This window comes from Halalkaliarchaeum desulfuricum, from assembly GCF_002952775.1.
GTDB lineage: Archaea > Halobacteriota > Halobacteria > Halobacteriales > Haloferacaceae > Halalkaliarchaeum > Halalkaliarchaeum desulfuricum.
The window spans coordinates 1500580-1518567 of the sequence record NZ_CP025066.1; the positions used below are offsets into that span (position 1 = coordinate 1500580).

15 protein-coding genes are annotated in these 17988 nt (G+C 64.2%); 12 read left to right on the plus strand and 3 right to left on the minus strand.

Annotated features, from left to right (window positions below):
• Positions 1 to 39: 39 nt before the first annotated feature.
• The 3 genes from AArcSl_RS07385 (at position 40) to AArcSl_RS07395 (ending at position 1762) form a co-directional block, all read left to right on the plus strand.
• On the plus strand, positions 40 to 828 hold the full coding sequence (locus AArcSl_RS07385) for a VOC family protein (RefSeq protein WP_119817112.1): 789 nt from the start codon (positions 40 to 42) through the stop codon (positions 826 to 828).
• 127 nt (positions 829 to 955) lie between these two features.
• Positions 956 to 1246, plus strand: a complete 291-nt coding sequence (locus AArcSl_RS07390; protein ID WP_119817115.1) for a UPF0175 family protein — start codon at positions 956 to 958, stop codon at positions 1244 to 1246.
• Positions 1247 to 1762 carry a DUF3368 domain-containing protein gene (locus AArcSl_RS07395; RefSeq protein ID WP_119817118.1) on the plus strand — a complete coding sequence of 172 codons (516 nt, stop codon included), beginning with the start codon at positions 1247 to 1249 and terminating at the stop codon, positions 1760 to 1762.
• Positions 1763 to 2719: 957 nt separating this feature from the next.
• Here the strand turns inward: AArcSl_RS07395 and AArcSl_RS07405 are convergent.
• The gene (locus tag AArcSl_RS07405; RefSeq protein ID WP_161945920.1) at positions 2720 to 5416 is read right to left on the minus strand and encodes a BGTF surface domain-containing protein; all 2697 of its coding nucleotides are present in this window, start codon (positions 5414 to 5416) and stop codon (positions 2720 to 2722) included.
• A gap of 1481 nt (positions 5417 to 6897) precedes the next feature.
• Here AArcSl_RS07405 and AArcSl_RS07420 point away from each other — a divergent pair.
• The 3 genes from AArcSl_RS07420 to AArcSl_RS07435 all read left to right on the plus strand — a co-directional run bounded on the left by AArcSl_RS07420 (position 6898) and on the right by AArcSl_RS07435 (position 9439).
• Positions 6898 to 7317, plus strand: a complete 420-nt coding sequence (locus AArcSl_RS07420; protein WP_119817130.1) for a helix-turn-helix domain-containing protein — start codon at positions 6898 to 6900, stop codon at positions 7315 to 7317.
• Between the two features lie 526 nt (positions 7318 to 7843).
• Positions 7844 to 8842 carry an NAD-dependent epimerase/dehydratase family protein gene (locus AArcSl_RS07430; RefSeq protein WP_119817137.1) on the plus strand — a complete coding sequence of 333 codons (999 nt, stop codon included), beginning with the start codon at positions 7844 to 7846 and terminating at the stop codon, positions 8840 to 8842.
• 126 nt (positions 8843 to 8968) lie between these two features.
• The gene (locus AArcSl_RS07435; protein ID WP_119817140.1) at positions 8969 to 9439 is read left to right on the plus strand and encodes an FKBP-type peptidyl-prolyl cis-trans isomerase; all 471 of its coding nucleotides are present in this window, start codon (positions 8969 to 8971) and stop codon (positions 9437 to 9439) included.
• A 177-nt stretch (positions 9440 to 9616) separates the two neighbouring features.
• On the opposite strand, the gene AArcSl_RS07440 is transcribed toward AArcSl_RS07435, so the two are convergent.
• A complete protein-coding gene (locus AArcSl_RS07440; RefSeq protein ID WP_119817143.1) occupies positions 9617 to 10306 on the minus strand; it encodes an HD domain-containing protein in 690 nt (229 codons plus the stop codon).
• Positions 10307 to 10689: 383 nt separating this feature from the next.
• The gene (locus tag AArcSl_RS07445) at positions 10690 to 11352 is read right to left on the minus strand and encodes a metal-dependent transcriptional regulator (protein ID WP_119821804.1); all 663 of its coding nucleotides are present in this window, start codon (positions 11350 to 11352) and stop codon (positions 10690 to 10692) included.
• Positions 11353 to 11517: 165 nt separating this feature from the next.
• Between AArcSl_RS07445 and AArcSl_RS07450 the strand changes: the two genes are divergently transcribed.
• The 6 genes from AArcSl_RS07450 (at position 11518) to AArcSl_RS07475 (ending at position 17947) form a co-directional block, all read left to right on the plus strand.
• Entirely contained in the window at positions 11518 to 12030 is a 513-nt protein-coding gene (locus tag AArcSl_RS07450; protein ID WP_119817145.1) for a DUF7283 family protein, read from the plus strand.
• Positions 12011 to 12499, plus strand: coding sequence for a DUF7285 family protein (locus tag AArcSl_RS07455; RefSeq protein ID WP_245883394.1), 489 nt, complete (start codon positions 12011 to 12013; stop codon positions 12497 to 12499). The genes AArcSl_RS07450 and AArcSl_RS07455 overlap by 20 nt, the downstream gene beginning before the upstream one ends.
• Entirely contained in the window at positions 12496 to 13314 is an 819-nt protein-coding gene (locus tag AArcSl_RS07460; RefSeq protein ID WP_119817148.1) for a DUF7284 family protein, read from the plus strand. Before AArcSl_RS07455 ends, AArcSl_RS07460 begins: the two co-directional genes overlap by 4 nt.
• 1 nt (position 13315) lies before the next feature.
• Positions 13316 to 16516, plus strand: a complete 3201-nt coding sequence (locus AArcSl_RS07465; protein ID WP_119817151.1) for a DUF7286 family protein — start codon at positions 13316 to 13318, stop codon at positions 16514 to 16516.
• Between the two features lie 85 nt (positions 16517 to 16601).
• The gene (locus tag AArcSl_RS07470) at positions 16602 to 17027 is read left to right on the plus strand and encodes a DUF5791 family protein (RefSeq protein WP_119817154.1); all 426 of its coding nucleotides are present in this window, start codon (positions 16602 to 16604) and stop codon (positions 17025 to 17027) included.
• 5 nt (positions 17028 to 17032) lie between these two features.
• Positions 17033 to 17947, plus strand: a complete 915-nt coding sequence (locus AArcSl_RS07475; protein ID WP_119821808.1) for an SDR family oxidoreductase — start codon at positions 17033 to 17035, stop codon at positions 17945 to 17947.
• The last annotated feature ends 41 nt before the right edge of the window (positions 17948 to 17988 follow it).

Consider the following 17988-nt stretch of genomic DNA (forward strand, 5'->3'; position numbering starts at 1 on the left):
AGTCGAGGAACCCAAGAGGCCCCGTGCGAATCCGGAGTCATGGAACCAGCAAGCGACGAGGTGCAGATCGACCACGTGACGATCGCCGGCTCGGATCTCGACCGACTCGAGGCGGCATTCGAGAGCGTCGGTATCGATCCCGACTACGGCGGCTCCCACGACGAGATGCCGACACACATGTCCATCATCGGGTTCGAGGACACCACGTACATCGAGCTCATCGCGAAAGACGAGGTCGGGACCGCGCCCCTCTGGAACGACGCGATGGAGGGGGACGTCGGCCCGTGTGCGTGGGCCGTCAGAACGAGTGATATCGATCGGGACGTCTCTCGGCTCCAGGCGACTGGACTGCAGGTCGACGGCCCGCACGACTACAGCCGCGAGCGTCCCGACGGGAAGATCAGCCGGTGGCAGCTCGCGTTTCCCGGCGAGGGGGAGCCCGGATCGGTGTTGCCGTTCCTGATCGAGGACGAAACCCCCCTCGAGCGACGCGTGCAGCCGACACCCTCCGCCGAGGCGGCGGGATTCGGCGGGATCGACAGCGTGGTGATCGCCGTTTCGGACCTCGAGACGTCGGTGTCGACGTTCGAGACGGCGTTCGAAGGGGTCGATCCCACCCACCGCTCCGTGTCGACAGGGCCGTTCGCGGGGTCCACGGCGACGTTTTCGGAGCTCCCCGTCTCTCTCGTGGAGCCGGGTGCCGGCAGTGCGCTGTCGGAGCGTCTCGACACCATCGGTGACAGCCCGTGTGCGTTCGTGCTCGAAGCGTCGTCACCCGAAACGGTGCGGGAACACGTGGGGGCGCTCCAAACAAAACCTTGCGACTGAACGCGTGTATTGCGACAACCCGGCAGAAAGCCGCACCACCTGTGTCAGTCCACCACCGACGCAGTACACGTCGGCCGGGATGCTGAAGGCCGAAGCACTTGTATGCAATGCATACATTGTAAACTATATGGGAACGATCTCTGCACGCGTACCCGACGAGTTGGAGGCCGAACTCGACGCGTATCTCGAAGACGAGAACCTCGACCGGAGTACGGCCGTTCGAAAGCTGCTCTCGGAGGGCCTCGAGGAATGGCGACGCGAGCGGGCCCTCGATCAGCTCGCGGCTGGAACCGTCACGTTCAGTAAAGCGGCCGAGCTGGCGGGGATGTCCGTCTGGGACTTCGCGCAACTCGCCAGGGAGCGTGACATCACATGGGTGGCCGACGACCACGTCGACGCGGATCTCGAGGCGCTGTGAATGTGGGTCTTCGGCGCAACGCCGCTCATCTATCTCGCAACGGTCGATCGGCTCGCGCTCGTCCAGCATCTCGAGGTGTCGTGTGTGATCCCCGAACGCGTCGCCGAGGAGGTCATCGATACCGGCATCGACGAAGGGTATCCGGATGCCCGGCGCATCGAGCGCAGCGTCGAGGCCGGTCACTTCGACGTCGTGTCGGTCGAAAACTCTCCGTTGGTATCGCGTCTCCAACAGAACAACAATCTGAGTGACGCCGACGTCGCCGTCCTGGCCTGTGCCGACGCCCACGACGGTGTCGCCGTGATGGACGAGACGTACGGTCGTGACGTCGCCGCCGTCGAGGGGATCACAACCCGGGGGACGGCGTATCTCGTCTTGAAACTTGCAACGGAGGACGCGATCGACGTCGAAGAAGCACGAGCTGTGATCGATGCCATGATCGACGAGGGGTGGTACTGTGCCCCCGACGTGTACGCGCGGATCGTCCGGAAACTCGAGGGGATTTCTGACTCGTGAGTGGCGGAGTTCAGATAAAAGTGGCTAGCTCGAACCCTTCCGGACGACGAAAGCAGCGGGAAACCGATCGTCACGGACGAAACGATTGCTTCCACTGATACCACCTCGAAAGCCCCCGACGTCTCGGCTCCCGGGACCACGGCTGCGGTCCTCGCTCACTTCGTTCGCTGCGGTGTGTGCGGGCGTCTCCGCGAGGGCCTTCGGCGCGAGCGGAGGCTCGGAAATCTCCGATTTCCGGCGACCCATGGATCGCCCGCACGCCAGCGAGAGCTTCGCTCTCGCGCTGCTTGCCGGGTCCGGGTTCGCCGAGACGCCGGCCCCTTTCAATCCCACCCATGACGGCTATGCATGTCACCTCCGTCGGGTGGGACTGAAAGGGGCGAACGGCTACGCGAACCCCGGCGACGGAAGCACGCGACCGTCAGGGAGCGCGCGCACCGAGCCGCGGGAGCGTAGCCGTTCGGGGCTTTCGAGGGTGTCACAGAAGAAACGCCTGCAGCGATCGAACTGCAAACAAAAGAAAAAGGGCTGGGATCGTCGGTATTCGGCCAATTCGTCGAACTGCGTCCGGATACGACGAGGAACAAAATCCAGCTATTTCCTCGAACGGAGTCCAAATATCAGTATGGCCGTCGAATCGATTCCATAACGTCACCGAAAAGCGAGCGAGAGATGCCTACATTCGGGGGCGGGGTGAATGGGCAACAGATCGTCCACTTGTGACTGAATTACGACAACCCATCCTCGCAGGTGACAATTGCGAAAACGCCCGACGGATACCCACGCCCTGGAGACGAGTATTGCGCATCCAGACCCCCTAGTTCGAACGCGCCAGCGCTGTCGCTACCCAGCATGAAAGAATGAAAAGGGGGCCGGCCCGCGAGGGCCGGTAATTGGTGGTCTGAGTAGAACCGACCGGCGAGGTGAGAGAACTCACCTCACGTCATCGTGGTCGGCTTACCGGCGACGGTACGCCAGCAGGCCGGCCGCGATGAGCGCGATCAGTGCCGCGATGGCACCGAATCCGGGCGTCTCCTCAGGCGTCGGCGTCGGCGTCGGCTCCTCCGGCGTCGGAGTCGGCGTCGGCGTCGGCGTCGGCTCCTCCGTCGGCGTCGGCGTCGGCGTCGGCGTCTCCACCTCTTCGACAGTCAGCGTTGCCGTCTGACTGTCGTCGTCGGTGTAGATGCCGTGGGTGTAGTCACCGGCGTCGAGGTCGGGCGTCGCGGTGAACTCGACGGTGGTGTCCTCGTCAGCGTCGAGGGTTACCTCTTCGCTGGCGACGACGTCACCTTCGAGCTGCCATTCGACGGTCTGCGTTCCTTCCAATTCGCCAGTGTTGGTGATCGTCGCGGAGACGGTCACCGATTCACCGACGTCGATCTCGGCCGGTGCGTCGAGGTCAGACACCTCGAAGGTGGCCGGATCGGGGTCGACTGCTTCGACCACTTCACCGGATGCAGTGTATTCGAACAGCGTCTGGCGCACGCTTGCGTCGTACGTGTCACCGACGCTCTGTTCGCTGAAGTCGAACTCACCGACGAACTCGCCGTCGGCGTCGACGACGAGATCTTCGGCGGTCTTACTGAAGCCGGGGCGGGTGTCACCGGTCGAGCGGACACGGAGGTTCAGCTCGTTACCGGGGGCGATGTTGGTGTCGCCCTCGATGAGCTGACCGTCCTCTGCGGTCACGTTGACGTTCGCTTCGAGTTCACCGTCGGCTTCGATGATTTCCAGGCCAGCTTCGACTGTCTCAGTTTCGGGCTCCTCCTCGGGGTCTTCTTCACCCGCGAGCAGGCGCTCACTGTGGACGTCGAAGCGGACGTTGTAAGCTTCCTCAGCCTCGGCACGGTCGTCGAGTTGGGTCTCAGTGTCCTCGATGTTGTAGATCAGGAACAACTGGTTGTTCTCCTCGTCGAGGAGGACGTCGACGTCATCGTGCATCTCGGTCCAGTTCAGGACCTTCCGCTCGGCGAACGCCGGCGTACTATCCGCGGTCTGGCGGACGCGGAGCGCGAAGGTCTCGTTCTCGTCGATCTCCTCGTTCACGGCAGTGAAGTTGCCGTCCTCGGCGTCGAGCATCCCGAAGATGCCGGACGCTTCGATCTGGTGGATGGCAACGTCACTGTCAACACCAGTCTGGGATTCTGCGATGTCGTCACGCAGCGTGACGTTTTCGTTCAGACGCTCGTCGAGTGCATCGAGCGGCTCATCCGCACTGGTGATGTCATCGCGGACATCCTCGGGTGCGGTCCAAGTGCTCACGCCCTCAGTCGAGCGCTCTTCGAGGAAGAGCGTGCCGATGTCGTCAGGGTCGTCTTCGAGGGCACTAGCGATTGCAGTCTCGTTGTAGTCGTCGTTCTCCCAGAAGTCGTAGTCGTCGTGGTCAAAGATAGCCAACGTCTCGTACGCATCTTCCGGAAGGAGGAAGCCCTCAATCGGCGTCTCGTTCACGATCGTAACTTCTTGGTCGTCGTCAGCAGCGTAGGCGACAGACTCGTTCGGATCGTCACTTGCGGTATGCTGACCAGCGAGCCAAGTGTTGTACCGGATCGTCACTTCACCTTCTTCCTCATGATCCTCCACGTGGAGGATAATCTCGTAGCCGTCCTCGGCCTCGTCGCCGATCTGGACGTAACCGTCCTCGGCTTCGCCGTCGAAGGTCACGGTGATCTCGGCGACGTCACCGACGTTCTGTTCGACAGTCTGGGGGTCGAAGTTCAGTTCGCCCACAGCGACCTCTTCAACAGAGATTGTGTCAGAGGTCACAGTCACGCCCGAGCGCAGGTCCGTCACTTCGACGTAGTAGTCACCTGGTTCATGCTGACCAAGGTCGTACTCGGCTTGACCTTGGCCGTCGAGCTCTTCATCGATGGTTGTAACCAGATCATCATCGTCGTCGTAGAGGTCAACCTGGAGATCGCGGTTTACCGCGTTGGAGTCGACAACACCAGTAACATTAGTGTTCTCGTCGATGTCCAGGTCGTCAGGAGTGACCTCCAATCCGAGCGCACGAAGGGTGAATGTACCATCGTCAACACTGTCTACACCTTCGATTTCGCTTATCTCGTACGTGTCCAGGCTCTGACCAGCGGAGTCGAATAGGACAACTTCGCTGCTCTCACCACTGGCACGCTCGGTATAGTCACCGTTTTCAATCGCGACAGTGAAATCGAGGTCACCGTCTTGGATGGCTATCTGAGTGCCTTGGTAGACGGTTTGGTTGTCCGAGTCCGCATCTACCGTCGCCCCAGCAAACCGGACATCATACTCGCCGACATCTTCAATGTCGACAGTCCCGATTCGTGGGTAGAACTGGTCATCCACGTCGTCATGGGATCCGACGTCAATGAGAACCTGACCTTCATATTCATCTATTGTCGCATTATCGGTATTATAGACTACTTCATCAAGGTCCTCCTCACCGAGATCAACGGTGAAATTCGTGTCATCAACGTCGACACTCTCCTCAAACGCGATTTCAATTACAGGCCCATCAATGGTGATACCATCATGATCATGAGCCTCATCGGTTCTATCGTAGTGAATCGGATCCTTCTCCAATTCAGCGTCTTCATTGATCGCCGCGGCGGTACCGGCAAGACCGGCGCCACCGATGGCGAGCATTGAGACGACCATAATCGCTGCCAGGAACACTGCGCGTCCCTTTTCGCGATATGTAGTTTCTCTTGTCATGTTTTGTGTTGTTGTGTTGTACTTCCGGCGTCAGTCACTTTCTCCCGGTCTCGAACGTCCGGCCCTCTGCAACCGCCGTCGTCGTCGTCGTCACCGACTTCCGGACTCGTCCTGGGATACTCGGTACTGCCACCATGGGTAGGGGTACGGGCATAACAACCATCGCCTGTATTAAATGCTTTGTGGTGAGACGGCATCCGAGACAATCCGTAACACACCCGATTTCGGGCGATAGAGCGGTTCTCGGGGGTTGATAGACGTATAAATACTTTCTGCCACCGGAGACGCGGTGTGATTGCGGTCCCGGGGCCGGCGTCGATCCGGGCGAAGTTCGGGGGCGACCGGTTCCCATCCCGGGCTTTTCGGAGGTCATTGGTGGGCGGTCGAGGGTCGACTCGTGACGGGGGTGGTCCCGATTCCGCCGTCTGACGACGGTCTGACAGCAGGGTGCTTTCGGCGGGGGTTTATAAGGGTGTGTTGGCGGGATTCCTGGCGTTGGATCCGGGTATCGACGTATCGACGGGTTCCGACCGGGCAGTCGTGCGTGCGTGGTTATCATCTTGATTTCAGCTTCTTGATTTCAGCTGAATCCGGGGCTGTGTCGGTAGTGACTCGATCCGAGGAGACAGTTGCGTCAACAGAGAGCACCTCGAAAGCCCCGAGTCGCTGGAGTCGGGGGCCTCTCACGGCTCGCTTTGGGGTCTCACTCCGTTCGACACACCTCGCTCGCCGTTCGAGTACTCGAGGCGCTCGTTTCACTCGCGCCTCGCACTCGCTGCGCGCGCTCCCTTCGGTCGCGTGCTTACTTCAGCCGTCTTCCCCCAGCGACTCGCCCCTTTCATCCCCACCCGACCGCACTACCCGCGGAGCCTATTTGGGGTGGGACTGAAAGGGGCCGGCGTCTCGGCGAACCCGGACCCGGCAAGGAGCGCGAGAGCGAAGCTCTCGCTGGCGTGCGGGCGATCCGTGGGGTCGCCCGCACACACCGCAGGCCGAAGGCCGAGGAGCGCAGCCGTGGTCCCGGGAGCCGAGACGTCGGGGGCTTTCGAGGTGGTCCAAATCCTCCGAGACGTGACGTGGGGACGACCGACGAAGACCATTTCACCTAAAGGGACCCTAAAATTCGACGGTGAAAACACCCGAAAGATGGAGCCGATTTTGAGGACGTCGATACGGCGTGGGAGGAATACGGCTTCAACAGTCGGAGAGAGTTCATCCGGGCTGTGCTCCGCGATGCGCTCACACATCCCGTATGCAAACGCGTTGATCTGAAAGCGATGCTCACAAGCGAAGCCGAAATTCGCAAAAGGCGCACGTACAGGAGCGACGACGTGACGGCCGAATACGGTCTCCAGTCGGAAGGCGACAGCGATGAGTGAGACGTCGGTGTGCGATTTGATCGAAACACCTTTAAAATACAATCGATTACATTTGGGTACAGAATGCCGATACTCCTCAAAGATCACGATCCCGAACTCAACCTCCGGCCAGGGACCACGAAATCAAACATCGTGGCGTATCTCTATCAAAATCCCGAGTGGGGGTATTCCCCGCAGGACCTCGTGGAATCCCTTGACATTCCCCGAGGGACGGCGACGACCACACTCAAACGCCTCTATGACGACGACTACATCGGAAAAACCGACGACGGGTACTACTACGCGCTGCGCGACCGCGAAGATATCCGACGATACGTCGCAAGTCTCGACCAGATACATCGAATGTTCGGCCACCACCGCGAGACGGACGCCACTCCCGAAGAACCCGAGAAACAAATCGGTGAGGGGCGTACTGACGAGGAACTCGATGCAGAACTCTCGGAGATTGAGGACGACATGGATGCGGGAAATGAGGGTAAATGAGTAAACTTTCTGCGGGAGATGTTTGCTGGGCACAAGACCCAACTGGTGCTCATCCCCAACGACCGATTATCGTCTTGGCTCATGAGACACACCCGTTCAGTGCAACGGATTGTACTGTGATGTGTGTCGGAACAAGCGCCGGGAAATATCAGCAAACCACGCCTGAACTCGAAAACGAGCACCTCGACGGTATCTCATTCAACGACACGACGTCTCTGATGCCATGGGCGCTATACACGATTCCACCGGGGACGATTATGAACGGAAAGACGAAAGGTGAACTTACAGAAGGTGGACGACGACTGGTGAAAAAGTCGCTTATTTCCCTCATTCCGTGAGTGGTCGAGAACTGGTCTTTCACAAAACCGGCCCGGTGGGCGAGTACAAATTTTAAAAGTGGAGCAGTGTTCGAGACGACAGTTTCATCGTCTGGCATACTGGAGATCCTCGTCGAGTTCTACGTCAGTAGATTTCTCACGTCAGGCCGAACCGCCGGATCTTTTCTCCCCGCGCGCGAGGTCAATGTATGACACGGACGCAGACTGCACTCGTCATCGGGGGCACGCGCTTCATCGGTCGCCACACGGTCGCGGAGTTCCGCGAGGCCGGCTACGATGTCTACATGCTCAACCGCGGGAATCACGAGAACCCGTTTGCCGACGCCGAGGACGTCACCCACGTCCAGGGCGATCGAACCGACCGGGACGCGCTCCTTGATGCCAGGGACAAAGCCGACCCGGACGTCGTCGTCGACTGTGTCGCCTACTATCCGGCCGACGTCGAGGCGGCCGTCGAGGTCTTTTCGGACGTCGGCGGCTACGTCTACATCTCCTCGGGCTCGGCCTACGACAGCGAGGAGATTCCGAAACGAGAGAGCGAGACGCCACTGTGCCCCTGCAGCGACAAGCAGGCCACCGACGAATCGGGGTCGACGTATGGCAACCGGAAGGCCGAGGGCGACCGGATCGTCTTCGAGGCCGCCAAAGAAGGGGTCAACGCGATGTCGATCCGCCCGTGTATCGTCTACGGCCCGTACGACTACACCGAACGGCTGGATTTCTGGATCGACCGCGTGGCCACCCACGACCGGGTGTTGATTCCCGGCGACGGCGACAACATCTGGCACCGGGCGTACGTCGAGGACGTCGCCCACGCGCTCCGCCTGGTCGCCGAACGGGGCGAGCCTGGCGAGGCGTACAACGTCGGTGATCGCCAACTGGTCACCCTCCGGGAGATGGTCGAACTCATCGCCGACGTCATGGACCGGGAGATCGAGGTCGTCGCCGCCGACGGGCGGGAACTCGCGGCCGGCGGGCTCGAACCCGACGACTACATGCTCTACCGGGAGTACCCACACGTGCTCGACACCTGCAAGCTGGCCGGGCTGGGCTGGGAGTCGACGCCGATCCAGGAGGCGATGGAGCGCACCATCGAAGAGCACCTCGAATCCGACAGGGACGGCAGCGAACACGACCCCGGCCGCGACGCCGAAGAGCGCGTGCTTGGTGTGCTGGATACGATGTGATGTCTATTTGAGGCTCTCCGAACCCGGTTATCCAGCAGTATCTATTCGGGAGTTAGTAGCTGGGACAATGCGAGATGCAAGCTATCAGTACGACGGCCTTTCCCGTGTGGCGCTCCGAGTATTCGTGTGACGATAGCTACTGGAGATTCTGTGACGATCGAGTACATCGGCCGATTAACTGACAATACTGTGTTTGACACCTCACGGGAACCAATAGCCGAGGAGGCTGGCCTGGCGGAGGCACAGCCGGACAGAGAGTACGCGCCACTGACAGTCGAAGTGGGTGCCGAACAGGTTATTGAGGGACTGGAAGAGGGACTCGTCGGCTTGGCGGCGGGCGAGACAACGACACTCTCGATCCCGCCGGAAAAGGCGTACGGCGAACGGAGCGAAAAGCATATTCAGGAATTCGAGACAAATGAGCTTCGAGAGATGCTTGGTGGGGAACTTCCTGAAGAAGGGGAACTGCTTGAGGCCCAGAGCGGTCAGCGAGGAGATGTGATCCACGTTGATGAGGATGTTGTGCGTGTGGATTTCAATCCCGAACTCGCGGGAGAAACCCTCGAATTCGAAGTCGAGGTTCTGGAAGTCAACTAATCGGTCCGGGACACCAGTGACTTCCGCTGGTGGTGACCCCGCAAATGATTTCGAGGTGTTCTGCGAATGGATTGACGAACACCGGTGACCAAAAGGGCCCGACTCTTTCGAGGTGCCCACAACTGTCTCGGTACCACGATCACCGTCTCGACTCGATACGCAACGACCGCCGGCCGATCACAGCATCGGGTCGTCGACGTCCATCTCCGTGACTTCGGCTTCGAGCCACTCGCGGAACCACTTCACCCGCTTGAGGCGCTGGTGGGCCAGCGACGTGGCGGTGTCCGACTCCAGGCGGGACGTGTGTTCGCGCCCGCGTTCCAGCACGCGTTCGACCATGGTTGCGGCGTCCATGTGCGACCGGGCCTCATAGCCCATCCGCAACAGCATCAGCGCGGTGCCGTTGGCGCCCACCTTGTCGAGGATGTCCGCCTCCATGAGACACTGGGTCTCGAGGGAGACGTCCGACAGCGGCCCCTGATAGGAGTGATCCTCGACGGCCTGACAGACGGATTCGACGAACGACTCTGGAAAGTCGCCGTGGGCTGTGAGGTACTCCCGGGCGACGCGGGCCCCCTCGTCGGCGTGTTCGTCCTGGTCGGCTTCCAGTTTGGAGATGTCGTGAAACAGCGCCGCAACTTTGACGGTGTCGACGTCGGCGCCCTCCTCGCGGGCGATTTTCGCCCCCAGTTCGACCACGTTTAAAATGTGGTTGAAGCGATACTCCGCGGAGTGCCAGGGGTACCACCGCATCCGGCCGCCGTCGCTTTCGCTTTCGACGCTTGCGGTGAGATAATCGCGGACGAACCGCTTCATCCGCGCGAACTCCTCCTCGGAGACCCCGGACTCCTTTATTTCGACGCCCACAGTATCACCTCCCGAGATGGCAATGCGTTTTCGTTCATTACCGACATGAAAGCGTGTTTCGTTCTTAGTCGTTACGACCCACCTTTTTCTGCCTCGGGTGCGCTCCCGTCGGTCGCGCACCCCTCGTTGAAAAAGCTGGACCAAAAAAGCCGATGGCTCGGGCCTCCGGCCTTCGCCATCGGTGCGACGTCCTCCGCTCCTCCGCTTGCCATCGGTGCGACGTCCTCCGCTCCTCCGCTTGCCATCGGTGAGACATCCTCTACTTCGACCCTAGCCACCGGTGCAAGGCGGAGACTTCCCGCTCCAGGTCTTTTGGCCGTGTCCTGGCGTCAACTCGAAGACTTATAAGTGGATCCCGGTCCCGCTTCAAATCCCCGTGAATGTCACTCGTCGCTGCGGGTGACCCGGATCGACCGGGCGATCTCTTCTGGCAACGACTGTTCACCGCGGTCGGTCCGGACCGTCACCATCCCGAACGGGGCGACGTCGACGACCGTCAGCTCTGTTCCGGGCTTGATCCCGGCGTCGGCGAGATACGACAGCTCCTCCTCGTTTCTGTCGCTGACGCGACTCACGATCCCCGACTCGCCAGTGTCGAGCTCGGTGAGTCCGGTCGACTCGTCGTCGGGCACCGGCTCGAGGTCGACGGTCGGGATCGGGTCGCCGTGCGGGTCGACCGCCGGATCGTCGAGCAGTTCCGCCACCCGGCGTTCGAACTCCTCCGAGATGTGATGCTCCAGCCGGTCGGCCTCGTCGTGGACCTCGCTCCAGTCGTAATCCAGGTGTTCGGTGAGATACGTCTCCAGCAACCGGTGGTGCCGGATCACCTCCAGCGCGACCGTCCGCCCCTCGTCGGTCAGCTCGACCCCCTTGTACTTCTCCCGCTCGATCAACCCCCGATCGTCGAGTTTCTCGATCATGCTCGTCACCGTCGGGGGCGTCTTGTCGAGATGCTCGGCGATGGAGGACGTCGACACCGGCGTCCCCTCCTCCCGCTCGAGTATATAGATCGCCTTGAGATAATCCTCCATCACATCGCTGAGCATCATCGTTGACGCCCGGTCGTACGTCGCCCATCCCAAATAGCTACGGGGTTTTTCATATCCCCTCGTGCCGACGGTTCGTCCGCATGCCGGCAACCAGTCCGCGGGTCCGGGCGTATCCGTCGCGTTCCCCGAGATTTAAGTGCGAAACCGGGACCACGCCGTCCCATGTTCGAACTCCCGATCGACGCCTGGTACGTCTGGATCGGCGTGGCCGCCGCGAGCGTCGTCGTCTTCGGCCTCGCGTCGACGTTCCCGACCGCACCGCCGCCGGACGCGGGTGGCGTCGCCGAAACAGTCGACGAAGTCGCCGCCGGATCGGCCCCCGCTAGCGCCACTCACGCCGTCGAGGCCGACCGGATCGCCGTCCACCCGAACGGTCTCCGGTTGGGCGGTGACGGTGGGGAAACGACCGCCGCGTTCGCGTTCGGGCCGGTTACACCCGCGACCGAGGACCCGCTTAAAAGCGTTCTCGAAGGGGCCCCTGCGTCGGACGTATTCGAGCGCCCGGAGGCGTTCCAGCAGGCGGCCATCGAGGCCGGCGCCGGATCGGACGCCGCTGTCGGATCCGGTTCCGGCGCCGATGCCGACGCCGACGAACTGGACTGGCACGCGACCGACGGTACCGTTCGCGTCCGGCAGGTCCACTGGGGGTCCGTCCGTGTCACGCTCGTCGGCTGAGAGCCCGATTTCGGCCGGCGGTCGGGCGGGCGACCGGGCGGCGCGACGCCGCCGAGCCCAGACCTCGCCCGTCGCCGCGCTCGTTGCGCTGCTTGCCGTGATCGCCGGAGTCGCAGTGTACGCCGGCGTCGTCGCCGACGTGGCTGCCGTCGCCGGCGGGGACCGGATCGGAAGCGACCCGACCGGGAGCGACCGGACGGCCGAAACCACTCTCGACACGCTCCGATCGACCGCGAGCGACGGCGACGTGGTCGATCCCGATCGACTTCGGGACGCCGACGACGACGGTGACGTGATCCCGACCGGGTTCGAGACGAACGTGAGCCTCGCGGTCGCCGGTGGCGAGGGCGTGACCGTCGGACCGACCCCACCCGACGGCCCGGTCCACCGCGCGGATCGGACGGTCGCCGTCAGGATCGAGCCGGGCGAAATCAGACGTGGTTCCCTCACGGTGAGGGTGTGGCGATGACCAGCACCGCGATCGACGCGGGGGTGTTCCTCCTGCTAGTGAGCGCGAGCGTGCTGGCACTCGGTTCCGCGGTGGAACCGGCCGGCCCGTTCGCGTCGTCCACCGCGAGCGGTACCGGCGTCGACGTGCTCGCGACCACCGCGACGGTGGCGTACGACCCCCGGATGTCGGGGACCGATGCCGGGGGCGGGACGACCGCTGGCGACGAGCGTCGGGTGCACGGCTCACTCCGGGGGCTGATCGCGAGGGGGACCGTTGCGGGCGCCGGGATCGGCGACGACGCGCTCGACCCGGACGGCGTCGCGTTCCGCCGGGCGGTCGAACGGGAACTCGACGCCCGCCTCGACGGACGCACGCAGGTGATCGCCACCTGGGAGCCCGTCGCCGGAAGCGAGTTCCGCGGAAAGTTGCGTGCAGGTGGGCAGCCGCCGCCGGACGCGGCCGTCCACGCGACCGTCGTGTCGGTCCCGACGCCGTTTCCCCCAGCGGACATTGACGACCCCGACAGCGTCCGGTCGTTCGCGTCGGCGTTCGTCGACGATCGGTTCCCGGTGGAAGCGTTGCGTGCCTCCCTCCGGGGCGAGGACGCGGCGGCGTCCCACGCGGCAGCCCGATACCGACACGCTGGCGCCGTGGCGCTCGGTGACGGCACTGCAGTCGAAGGGACAACGCCCGAGGAGACGAACGCGGCGCTCGCAGGCGGGCTCGCACGGAGAATCGCGACCAGCTCGACCGCGACCGGAACGTCGTCGAAACAGCCAGGGGGGACCGCCCGGGACGGCGCGGCGGTTCGGATCGTCGTCCGGCGGTGGTAACGTGTCCGAGTCCCTCCGAACCGATCAACGCGGGAGGATTCCGTTCGCGCTCCTGGGCGTCCTGCTTTTGACGAGCAGCGTGGCGTACGGCGCTGGACTGGCCGCACAGGGACCGACAGAGATCGATCGGTCGGTCGAACGGGCGATGGATCGGGCGGACGGCGACGCCGACGCAGCCGTGCGCGATGCGGTGCGCTCGGCCGCCGAAGACGCCGCCCGCGATCCGGTCACGCGCTCGAACGAGACCGGAGTCGACGCCGTCAGGCCGGAATCGCCGTTCCGGGACGCGCTCCGGATCCGGATCGGGATCGCGGCCGCCGACCGCCTCCCGGAGGCGAGCGCCAGCGTCGACGACGTCGTCGCCACTCCGAAATTCGAGACCGGAACCGGGAGCGAGCCCACAGCCGAGAACCTGACACCGGTGCGAGAGCTGGTTCGGATAGAGGGTGTCGCCAACGGGACTGCCCTCGAGGTCACCGTCGAAAACGTGACCGTCGTCGCCGAACGCGACGGAGAGATCGTGGCCCGGGAAACCCGCGAGGTCACCGTCACGGTCGCGACGCCGGTGCTTGCGGCCCACGAACGGACCGAACGGTTCGAAGCCCGACTCAATCGCGACCCGATCGAAGGGCCGGGCCTCGGTCGGCAGCTCACCGCCCGACTGTACCCGGTCGTCTGGGCTCGCGGGTACGGCCAGTACGCCGGCGCACCCATCCAGAACGTGCTCGCGAACCGGCACGTCGAACTGTCGACCAACACCGGGATCCTGTCGGTCCAGCGGTCGACCTTCGGGATGGCCGACGATCGCGGGCGCGAGGGGGTCCGAACCGCGGCGGCGAAAACCGCCCTCGAGGATCTCCTCGTGCCGACGGAACTCGAGGAGGATCGCTGGAGCGACGTGGTCCTCGGCGCCGCCGCCGCCGACGACTCGCGGCCGACGATCCCGGTGACTGACGGCGAATCGACGGAACACACGAAAGCCTCGACGGACGACGGTCAGTTCGAGGACGACGAGAACACCACGCTCCCGTCGGAGACGGCCACGGCCGCAACCACAGACACTGCCGCAACCACAGACACGGCAACGTCAGTGCCGTCGCCGAACGAAACGACGTCAATAGAGGTCGGTCACACGGCCGACGTCGCCTTCCTGGACGCACTCGACCGGCTGGACGACCAGTTCCGGCGGACGTATCGGGTCGAACTCGAGCGCGTCGTCCAGGTAACCGAGATCGAAACCACGCCGGTACCGGAGCCATCTCCGCCCGGCGAACCACCGAACGCGTCAGCGGGGAACGGTTCCCCCTCGACGTCGACGCCGGCGTGGTCGCTGGCGAGCGAGAAACGCGAGGCGGATCACGCAGTCGTCGGCGGAACCGACCGGCGCACGGCGACCGACGCGAGTGCGACACAGACCCTCGAACGCCGAACGTGGGTGAGCCGAACGTGGATCGCCGGGAACAAAACCCGGGAGACGACCGCCACCGGAACAACGACGTTTCGGGTGCGGATCGACGTGTCCGCGGCCCACGCCCCGACCGACGCGGCGCCGGATCGACCGCTTTCCGGCGCGCTCGACGATCCGGCGCTACAGGCGGCCAGCGAACGCGGCGTCGACCGGCTCGTGGACGACGAGGGCGGCTTCGAGTCGATCGCAGTCCGGGCAGTCCGCGGGCTCGACGACCGGGACGACCGAACACAGCGCTCCAGGGAGCGCGTGGTCGTCCACGGGAACCCCCCGACGGACCTTCAGAACAGGGTGTACGACGACGTGGGGACCCTCCGCGAGGACGTGCGAACCGTCGGCGTCGACGCCGAACGGGGCGGGATCGCGACCGGCGCGGAGACCCCGGAGGCGGCGCTTGCAGCACACGTCGAGGACCGTCGCGAGTCGTTCGTGGCTGCACCCGACCGATACGCCGACGTCGGGGATCGCGCCCGAGTTGCCGTCCGGGCCGCCTACCTCGAGGAACTCCAGCGGGAACTCGACCGTCGGAGCGACCGCGAGGCCGAGACCGGTTCGGCGCTTTCCGACGTGCTCGAAGAGGCTGGCGCGCCGACGACCGATCGCCTCGAGGAGATCCGCGACGGGCGAACCGCGGCTGGGGAGCGCGAGCCCGAGTCTGCAGGGGGGGACGGCCCCGGCGGTGCCGTCGCGTTCGAGCCGGTCGGCTCCCCCGGTTATCTCCCGCGGACCCCGATCGACGGGTCCCACTCCAGCGTGTTTGAAACCAGCGAGTCCGAGGAGAACCGACCGGTTTCAATGACACCGCTTGCGACCCGGAACGTGAACTACTTCACGCTCCCACACGGCGAACTCGCGGACGGGATCGTCGACCGGGTGCTCGGAACAGGACGGACAGTCACCCTGGAGCAGGCCGGGCGCACGCTTTCGGCGACGAACGAGACCCTCGAGCACGTCTCCGACCCCGAACTCCGGGAGCTGCGTGGCGACCTCGCCAGAGAGGTCGAAGCGGGGATGGACGAGGTCCACCGCGAGGCCGATGCCGTGCTACGGGAGGAAACCGACCTCTCCCCCAGGGAGCGCCGGGAAGCGATCGCGGCGGCGGACCGACGATATGACGGACTCGGGAAACGAGCGATAGCGGTCGGTAACGGCTCCTACGCCGACGCGATCGCGGCGGCCGCCCACGAACGCACCGTCGACGACGAACTCGCCGTCCGCCTTCGGGTCGCCGTCGAGTCGGCGGCCGGCCGCGAGACAGCCGACATCCCGGACGAACCAGTGACCGATGCTGCGACACGCGTCCGGGCGATCGCGCGCGACTCGCTGTCCGACGCCCTCGCCGACGGGATCGAGGAGGGCTCCGACCGGGCCCGGGAACACTGGGGCAACGACGTCGTCGCGGCGACGCCGGCCGGCCTCCCGGTCGCACCGGTCCCCGGCTACTGGTACGCCACGACGAACGTCTGGCGGGTCCAGGTCCGTGGAACGTATCCCCGGTTTTCGGTCCGGGCGTCCGGCGGGACTGCCTACGATGGAACCGTCGAGTACGTCCGCGAGCCGGGACCTGCCACCGTCGACGTCGGCGGGGAATCGGTGACGCTCGGGGAGACCGAACCCGTCGCGTTCGAGACGGAGACCGCCATCGCGATCGCCGTGCCCCCGGGTGCGGGCGGTGTCGGCGACGTCGACGGCGTCGCGGACGAACGATCCCCGGGCTGGAAACCCGAGGAGTGAGATCCTTTTCCCCCCTCTCCCTTCTCCCCGGAAGCACCGCCACCTCGCCCGCAACCGTTTTGCCCGCTCTTCCCCGAAAGACGGTATGTTGTACGACGCCGTCGACGACCCGTCGGATCGCACTCCGCGTGAGCTACTCGCTGCCTATCGGCGGGAGCTTTCGTCCGTCGTCGATTCGGTCGGGATCGAGCCCGTCGCCGCCGAGTCTGGCGTCGAGCGAGCGACGCTGGAGGCGCTGCAGGCCGGCGAATCCGCGGACCTCTCTCTCGAAGAGGCGGCCGCGATCCTGGCGACGGATGACCGCTTTCCCGGCGCCGACGCGGTCGTTTACGAACTCCGGGACCATCTCCTGATGGGGATGTCGTCGGCGGTGGTGGACGTCGACACCATCGCCGCCGACATCGAGGCGGATCTCACCGGTCAGGAGGTCCAGCAGGCGCTCGAGGGGCGGACCAGATTCACACTCGAGCAGCTCGCAGAGATACAGGCGGCCATCGAACGGCGGCGGTGATCGACGTGTCGGACCGAACAACGCCCCGACCTGTCGACGTCATCGTCGTCGGTTGCGGCTACGTCGGGATCGAACTGGGACGGACGCTCCGGGAAGCGGGGTACGATGTCGCCGGCGTGCGTCGGAGCGACGACGGACTGGCGACCGTTTCGGCAGCGGGACTGGAGCCGGTACGCGCCGACGTCACCGAACCGGACAGCCTGAAAGCACTTCCCGACGCCGACGCGATCGTGTTCGCCGCCTCCAGCGGGGGTCGGGGCGCGGAAGCTGCCCGTCGGGTGTACGTCGACGGGCTCGAGGCCACGATCAGGGAGTACGGTGGCCGCGACTCCTCCCCGGATCGGCTGGTGTACACCTCGTCGACGGGCGTGTACGGCGATCACGACGGCGAGTGGGTCGACGAGACGACGCCCCTGGAGCCGGAGAGCGAACGCGGACGAATTCTCGAGGAGGCGGAGCGGATCGCCCTGGAGGCCACAGTTGAACGCGGCCTCGACGGGACGGTCGCCCGGTTTGCCGGCCTGTACGGTCCCGGGCGATACCGGCTCGAACGCTATCTGGACGGTCCCGTCACCGAGGGGTATCTGAACATGGTCCACCGGGACGACGCCGCCGGCGCGGTCGCGTTTCTCCTCGCCGAGGACCTCGCACGCGGGGATGTCGTCACCGTCGTCGACGACGAACCCGTCGACCGGTGGACGTTCGCCGACTGGCTCGCAGGCGAGTGTGGCGTCGATCCGCCCGAGAAGCACACAGTCGAGGAACGACTCGCGCGGGAATCACTCTCGGACTCCCGGCGGCGACGAATCCTCTCGGACAAGCGCTGCTCGAACGATCGGCTCCGCGCGCTGGGCTACGAGTTCGAATATCCGACATTTCGAGAGGGATATCGGGCCGCAGTGGCGGCCTATCACCCCTGAATCCGTTCATTTTCAGTCTCTGCTGTAGAAATAATATGATA

Coding starts and splice junctions, on each gene's coding strand:
- AArcSl_RS07385 (WP_119817112.1), top strand. CDS start 40: ATGGAACCAGCAAGCGACGAGGTGCAGATCGACCACGTGACGATCGCC.
- AArcSl_RS07390 (WP_119817115.1), top strand. CDS start 956: ATGGGAACGATCTCTGCACGCGTACCCGACGAGTTGGAGGCCGAACTC.
- AArcSl_RS07395 (WP_119817118.1), top strand. CDS start 1,247: ATGTGGGTCTTCGGCGCAACGCCGCTCATCTATCTCGCAACGGTCGAT.
- AArcSl_RS07420 (WP_119817130.1), top strand. CDS start 6,898: ATGCCGATACTCCTCAAAGATCACGATCCCGAACTCAACCTCCGGCCA.
- AArcSl_RS07430 (WP_119817137.1), top strand. CDS start 7,844: ATGACACGGACGCAGACTGCACTCGTCATCGGGGGCACGCGCTTCATC.
- AArcSl_RS07445 (WP_119821804.1), bottom strand. CDS start 11,352: ATGCTCAGCGATGTGATGGAGGATTATCTCAAGGCGATCTATATACTC.
- AArcSl_RS07450 (WP_119817145.1), top strand. CDS start 11,518: ATGTTCGAACTCCCGATCGACGCCTGGTACGTCTGGATCGGCGTGGCC.
- AArcSl_RS07460 (WP_119817148.1), top strand. CDS start 12,496: ATGACCAGCACCGCGATCGACGCGGGGGTGTTCCTCCTGCTAGTGAGC.
- AArcSl_RS07470 (WP_119817154.1), top strand. CDS start 16,602: ATGTTGTACGACGCCGTCGACGACCCGTCGGATCGCACTCCGCGTGAG.